The following is a 6,138-nucleotide window of genomic DNA, read 5'->3' as shown; positions in this document are numbered from 1 at the left end:
CCCATCTACATGCGCACCGACGACGGCACCGTCCTCGCCCAGCCCTGGGCCGCGGGCTTCATGTTCGCGGTCAAGCGCTGGCCGGTCGCCTGGCGACCCATGTTCGAGCGCAACGACCATGTCGGCCTCATGCTGCCCATCATCGCCTGCTCGGAAGCGGACGAGGTCGAGAAGCTGATGGCCGGACAACCGCCGGACGTCCGCGACCACGTGGGCCGCGCCTACCACCACATCCCTGAAGCCGTCTGCCGCATCCGCGACTACTGGCGCCGCCATCAATCGCCGCGCTGAACCAGCCTTCGCCGCACCGTCAAGCCACGTTCGCCGTGGGGTCCAGACAACGGTTACGGCGCTCGCGAGGTGGCTTCACGAGCAAGCTTCATATCCGCTGCAACGCGCATGGCCTGCCCATCGCCCTGCACGTGACCGCCGAGGAGGCCGACTGCGCAAACTACGACGCGCTGATGGACGTGCGCGGCAGCGACCCCGCCATAATGGTCGCCGACAAGGGCTACGACAGCGATCCGATCCGGCAGGACCTGCGCGACCGTGGCGCCGTGCCGGAGATCCCGACGAAGCGGACCGCCACGTCCAGCACAGTGTCAGCCGTCCCCTCTACGCACTCCGCCGCCGCATCGAATGCTTCATCAACCGCCTGAAGAACAGCCGCCGCGTCGCCACCCGCTACGACAAGACCGCCGACAGCTTCCTCGGATTCGCCGCCCTCGCCTCAATCCGCCTATGGATCAGGTGTGTCCACGCGACCTAAGCAGGGCAGCCTTGCTTCGCACGGCGGGCGCAGAGCTCTCACACGTTACTCCTGGCCGAAGCGCGACCACCAATCTACAACCGCTATCGGGAGCTGAACGGAGTGACGCAGTGCGAGTGAGTATTGTGCTTGCAGACCGAGGTTGGGTCTTGGAGCAGATGGCGAACGAGCTTGCGCAACGGCTTTCTTATGCCGACGTGGTGACGGCCCCATCCACAGAGATAAATTACTATCTGAACTATTCGGCTTATCGGGGTCGTGAGGGAAGAGCGGATGCTGCATTTTTCACTCATATTGAGAACGCATCCGAGGCAAAAGACCGCTTCTTCAGAATTGCCCGCTCGGTAAACGCATGCGTCTGTCATTCCGCGCCGTCCCAGAAGCAGCTGGCGTCGGCTGGCATAACGAATGCGGTTGTTATCGCCCCGGGTGTCGATCTGAGAAAATTTGATGCCCGACTGAAGATCGGCGTTGTTGGGCGCACTTATCACACCGGGCGCAAAGGCGAGCATCTAGTCGCCCAAGTGATGGATATACCTGGCATCGAGTGGGAGTTCACTGGTAGCGGTTGGCCAGGACGCAGCATCCACTTGCCGCAAGAAGATCTTCCGGCATTCTACCGCTCACTTGATTATCTTCTTGTGCCCTCTTTGCAAGAAGCGGGGCCCATGAGCGTCATCGAGGCGCTTGCATGTGGGACGCCTGTTATTGCGCCGCCAATTGGGTGGATCCCCGAGTATCCGCATGTCGAATTCCGTACTGGCGATGTAGATGATCTGCGTCGCGTGCTGACCGGACTACTAGACAAAAAACTTCAGTTGCGGGCAAGCGTCTCTGGACGGACGTGGGAATCCTGGGCTGAGAAGCACGACACCTTATTCACAAGACTGGCTAGGGAATGTGGATTACGGTCGTGGTTAACAATTGCTGGAAGTCAGCTCGTTAGTTCGATAGGTCGAGGTCTCGGCATTCCGCAAGTAAATGCCACATCCACCCAAAAAGTCAAAATAACCTTGCGAAGCCACGGGCCTGAGCGGCATTCGCTAGGCGGGCCATCCGTGCGGATTCCCATTCTTGCCAAGCGTCTTCGGTGGGCCGGTTATGATGTGTCTCTGGAGCATTCTGGATATGCTAATATCGTTCATGTTTTCAATGCCTGGTCTTCGAGCAGCGCTTTAGATGCACTTCGCGAAGCGAAAGCAGCCGGGTCACTCGTCGTTTTTTCCCCTATCTTCCTAGAACTATCCGATCAATTGTTATGGGAGACGCGTCTGCTCTCCGCCCTCAAGGCGAGCAACTCGGTCGCGGAAGCGGTTGCAAGCTTTGCAGAAATCCGGTCGCTACGGGCCATAGTTCGTGCCTCCGATCGCAAACCCGAACCTGTTCCAGGTTATTTTGCACATCTGAAAGAAATGTTTTCGCTTGTCGATGCAGCTATCTTTCTTTCTGAAGCAGAAAGGGACTCGCTATCGTCGCTTGGCGTTACGCTTCCTCACCATACAAAGATCGTACCCAACCCAGCCAACACACCAACTAGCCCGCCAGCCAAATCACTATTTGAAAAGCAATTCGGTATCTCTGATTATGTTCTGTGTATAGGCCGCCTGGAGCCTCGGAAAAATCAACTAGCCCTCGTACTCGCCCTGCGCGAGACAAATATTCCGCTGGTGCTCATAGGGCACTCCACTCATCCGGAGTACCGAAGACTGATCGATTTATATCGTTGGGATGGACTCATTATCATCGACAGGCTGGACAACGATTCGCCGCTTTTTTGGTCCGCTCTCGCCGGGGCGCAAATATTTGCACTCCCAAGCTGGGCGGAAGGTGGTCCGCTGGCAGCGCTTGAGGCGGCGTCGGTTGGCTGCAAGCTAATCCTCACTGACGGACGCGGCGAACGTGAATATTTTGGCAAGTGGGCGACGTACGTCGATCCAAGCGACCCTTTAGCGCTGAAGGAGGCCATTCTCCACGAAAGCCAAAGAGTGAGAAGCAAACATGAAATCAACGCGCAAATAAAATTTTTTCGGAAACGCTACTCCTGGGAGCGCCATGTAGAGGCCACTCGTCATCTCTATAATGGCCTATTAGAAAAGGAGAAAATTCCTGGTATTCACGCTAAGCCTCAACCTGGCTCCAGCCATATCCCAACGACGCCACCTCTAGTTCTATACGACATAACAACGCTCGCCAATCACGGTGGCCGCTGGACTGGCATACCCCGCGTAGAGGCTCAAATAGCGCGTCATCTTGGGAGCGTCCTAGCCGGACGACTCCGCTTTGTTGCATGGCACGACAAAACTGAGCAAATGGTGCCCATATCAAATGCTTCAGTCTATGCTGGCACCGCCAGCCGAGAGCTCGAAACGTATGACGACGCGCATCTGCCCGTCCTTCAAGAGAGCAGGGGGGGGCGGTTGATAGTTGTCGGTAGCGCATGGATGCAAAACACCAGGTACACTCTCACAATAGCTAATATTGTGGATACGCTAGATTTGAGGTTAACGTTGGTATTACATGACTGCTTTCCTCTTAGCTTTCCGCATTGGTATCCCGAAAATTATACCCCCGTGTTTCGAGAGAACCTATTGTCACTACTCTCAGTTTCTTCAAGCGTTGTCGCTGTTTCTCAAGCGACGGCGACAGCGCTTCGAGTTGCGCTCGGTGCTGGCCATCCCGCGCTGGCCAACTTGCCCATCGAAATCTTTCGTGAAGGAGACGAATTAGACTCCGCGGACGGCGAATTTGTTAGTGATTCCATCCAAGAATCCCTTCGCGATGTGAAATTCGTCTTGGCGGTTGGGGCAATTCACGCCCGGAAGAACTACGGGTTACTCTACCAGGTCTGGCTGCGCCTTGTCGATGAAATGAAATCAAACTGTCCCCTATTGATCATAGTGGGCGGGGTGGCTTGGAACGGAAAAGAGACAGCGGACGCACTTACCAAAGACCCTCGTCTGAACGGCCTCGTTCGGCTTTTAGAGGACGTAGACGACCTTACTCTTCATTGGCTGTATCAATCGTCTCTGCTAACTGTTTACCCGTCATTCGCTGAAGGATGGGGCTTGCCCGTCGCCGAAAGTCTGCGTCTTGGCTCGATCTGCTTGGCATCAGATTTGCCGTCAGTTCGTGAAATTGACCAGTCATTGGTAGAACGGCTCGACCCGTTAGATCCGACTGGTTGGGCGGCGAGAATTAGTTTCTATTTAGGTAGTGAGGCTGCACGCGAGGCGGCGCGCGAAAAGATTCGACTCGGTTACATGCCGCATTCGTGGGCTCATGCTGCCAAAGACCTTATCGAGGTAGTGGAAGCACCATCTACCCGTGAGCGGCGGTCTGCCGCAGATTTTGGAGGTTACGCTTTCGGCACGGTGGTTCGACTAGGACAGTTTTCGGGCCCAGGCTTTCGTCTCGGTCGAGGATGGTCGACACCCGAGCCCTGGGGGGCGGCGATGCGAACGTCTTCTAGCACAGTAAAATTTCGACTGACTGAACCGGCAGTGGGCGCACTCGTCTTTTGCGCGTTGCTACGTACACCAGACGAACTTCGAGAGTCCACGGTCACGGTCAGCGTCGCAGGGAAGGCGATCGCAACATGGCACCTGACCGGTGATCGCTTTACGACGAGATATGCGGTCTTACAGCCCAGTAGCGTTTCCGGACTCGCTCTGGAAATCCAACTAGACACTGCCGCAGCCGGACTGGGCGTGTGCTGTTTTGCACTGTCGTTGATTTCGAACGTGTCTAGTATTGAAACATTAATGGGTCAACCGCGGCACGGCTCCGACTTCGGCTCTCACGTTTCGATCGCTGGCGAACGCGCGTATGTGGAAGCGCGCCATGATCTCGAATATCCGCTTGAATTGGAAATTGTACTATCCACAAATCTCGCCGAGCCAATTGCGGATGGCGCGTCACTAATTGTCAATAGCGTCTTTTTCGAAACCTATCGCGTATCTCGTCACGCCAGAACTAGGCTAATCGTAACTATACCCAGTGCAGTTCGCTCTAAACGCGATCCGATTGTCATGGATTTTATTGCACACTCGTTCACCACGCACCGACCGTTGCGGAATCGTATACGGATCCATTCTGTGCGCGAGATAAGCCTATCTGCGCTGCAATGCCAAGCGCTAGTTTGGAATTGTGAGGGCTTCGAAAATTTTGCGAGCATCGGTAATGTCGGCGATCGACTTGGTGCTGCGTGGGAGGTTCTGCCAGACCGTGGAATCAAAGCGCTTGCAACGACTGCCAGCCTTTCACTCCGCCTACCGTCACGCGACGGCACGCTTACACTGTCTTTATCTTCTCAAACAATCTTGCCCGCGCCTGGAACAAATAATAAGCTCGATCTTGAAATTAGTAGTGCCGGCAAACTGCTGGAGATGGTGTCGCTAAGCAATGACGAAGTTCGAGATGTTTCGATCGCCTTAAGCCCTTCTGTAGTGGACACGGGTGGTTTCATTAATCTCGATTTTTCAATTACTCCGCTGGAAGACCGGACTACCACGAGCAACTTCATCATACAGAAGATCGAACTGACTGACCAAATGATGGACGTTGTAAGCCGGCCGACCCGTGAAATCAATGCCAGCAATATCGCCGGCGAGAAAATGGTGTGGCCCGCTAGAGCAATACGATCAAAAAATTCTATTTCTGGATTGATTTCGCCCCCCCCTTGTGGAATTGGAGGGGAGCGTTATTGATTTCACAATTGGTGGTAATGCGCTGACCTCCGGGAGAAACGGTTGGTCTGCACCTGAGGTAGTTGGGACATGGAGTGATGCATCGCGTGCTCGAGTGCTGTTGCCGCTGCCCCGAGATGCGGCAGGTGTTTTTGAACTATCTTTGGAAGGGCGAGTGTATGGGACGCTATGGACTGGCGTCGCTTCAGTGCTTGCGCTGTTGGACGAAAGCGATCAACACGAATGGCGGTTTACCGATGATAATTTTCACTGGCAGTCGGCGGAATTCTACCGGCACAGCAAAGGAAGTGGTAAGATCGACTTAACGATATCCCGCATTGGAGGTATTTCGCCTAAATCCGTAGGCGCTGGCGACGATGAGCGTGTCCTCGGAGTATTGGTCAGGCGCATTATTATCAAACAAAAACAAAAGTAAACTTTTGGGAAGATTACTGCGAAGCTCAGGGCGCGTGGAGGGCTTGCGTGATCGGCTTGGTTTCGGATTCAACGCGCCAGGAGAAAGGTCATGGCGCACGATCTGTTTCAACTGACTCATGATCAGATGAAGCACCTAGTGGATTGATCGACGTTGATGATTTCCATGGTGGCCTGGACCTGCGAGTCTTGGTGCATGAGGGAAGGCGTTGAGGTCCGGCTGCGGCCGGGGGATCGGGAGCGGCTCGA

Annotated in this window: 4 protein-coding genes; all 4 read left to right on the top strand. The window is 55.0% G+C overall.

The features are described from left to right. Positions 1 to 291: UPF0149 family protein (locus G3576_RS30725; RefSeq protein WP_164698297.1), on the top strand; the 291-nt coding region annotated here is incomplete at its 5' end. Positions 292 to 326: 35 nt separating this feature from the next. Then, positions 327 to 659, top strand: a complete 333-nt coding sequence (locus G3576_RS31395; protein ID WP_207623122.1) for a transposase — start codon at positions 327 to 329, stop codon at positions 657 to 659. A 268-nt stretch (positions 660 to 927) separates the two neighbouring features. After that, positions 928 to 5,475 (top strand): glycosyltransferase family 4 protein, encoded by a 4,548-nt coding sequence (locus tag G3576_RS30715; protein ID WP_164698296.1) that lies wholly within the window; start codon positions 928 to 930, stop codon positions 5,473 to 5,475. A gap of 94 nt (positions 5,476 to 5,569) precedes the next feature. Beyond that, positions 5,570 to 5,890: a hypothetical protein gene (locus G3576_RS30710; protein ID WP_164698295.1), complete on the top strand. Its 321-nt coding sequence runs from the start codon at positions 5,570 to 5,572 to the stop codon at positions 5,888 to 5,890. Positions 5,891 to 6,138 lie beyond the last annotated feature (248 nt).

The sequence above is a fragment of the Falsiroseomonas algicola genome (assembly GCF_011040385.1).
GTDB classification, from domain to species: domain Bacteria; phylum Pseudomonadota; class Alphaproteobacteria; order Acetobacterales; family Acetobacteraceae; genus Falsiroseomonas; species Falsiroseomonas algicola.
Note: the sequence above shows the minus strand (reverse complement) of the source record. Positions and strands in the feature narration are given on the sequence as shown.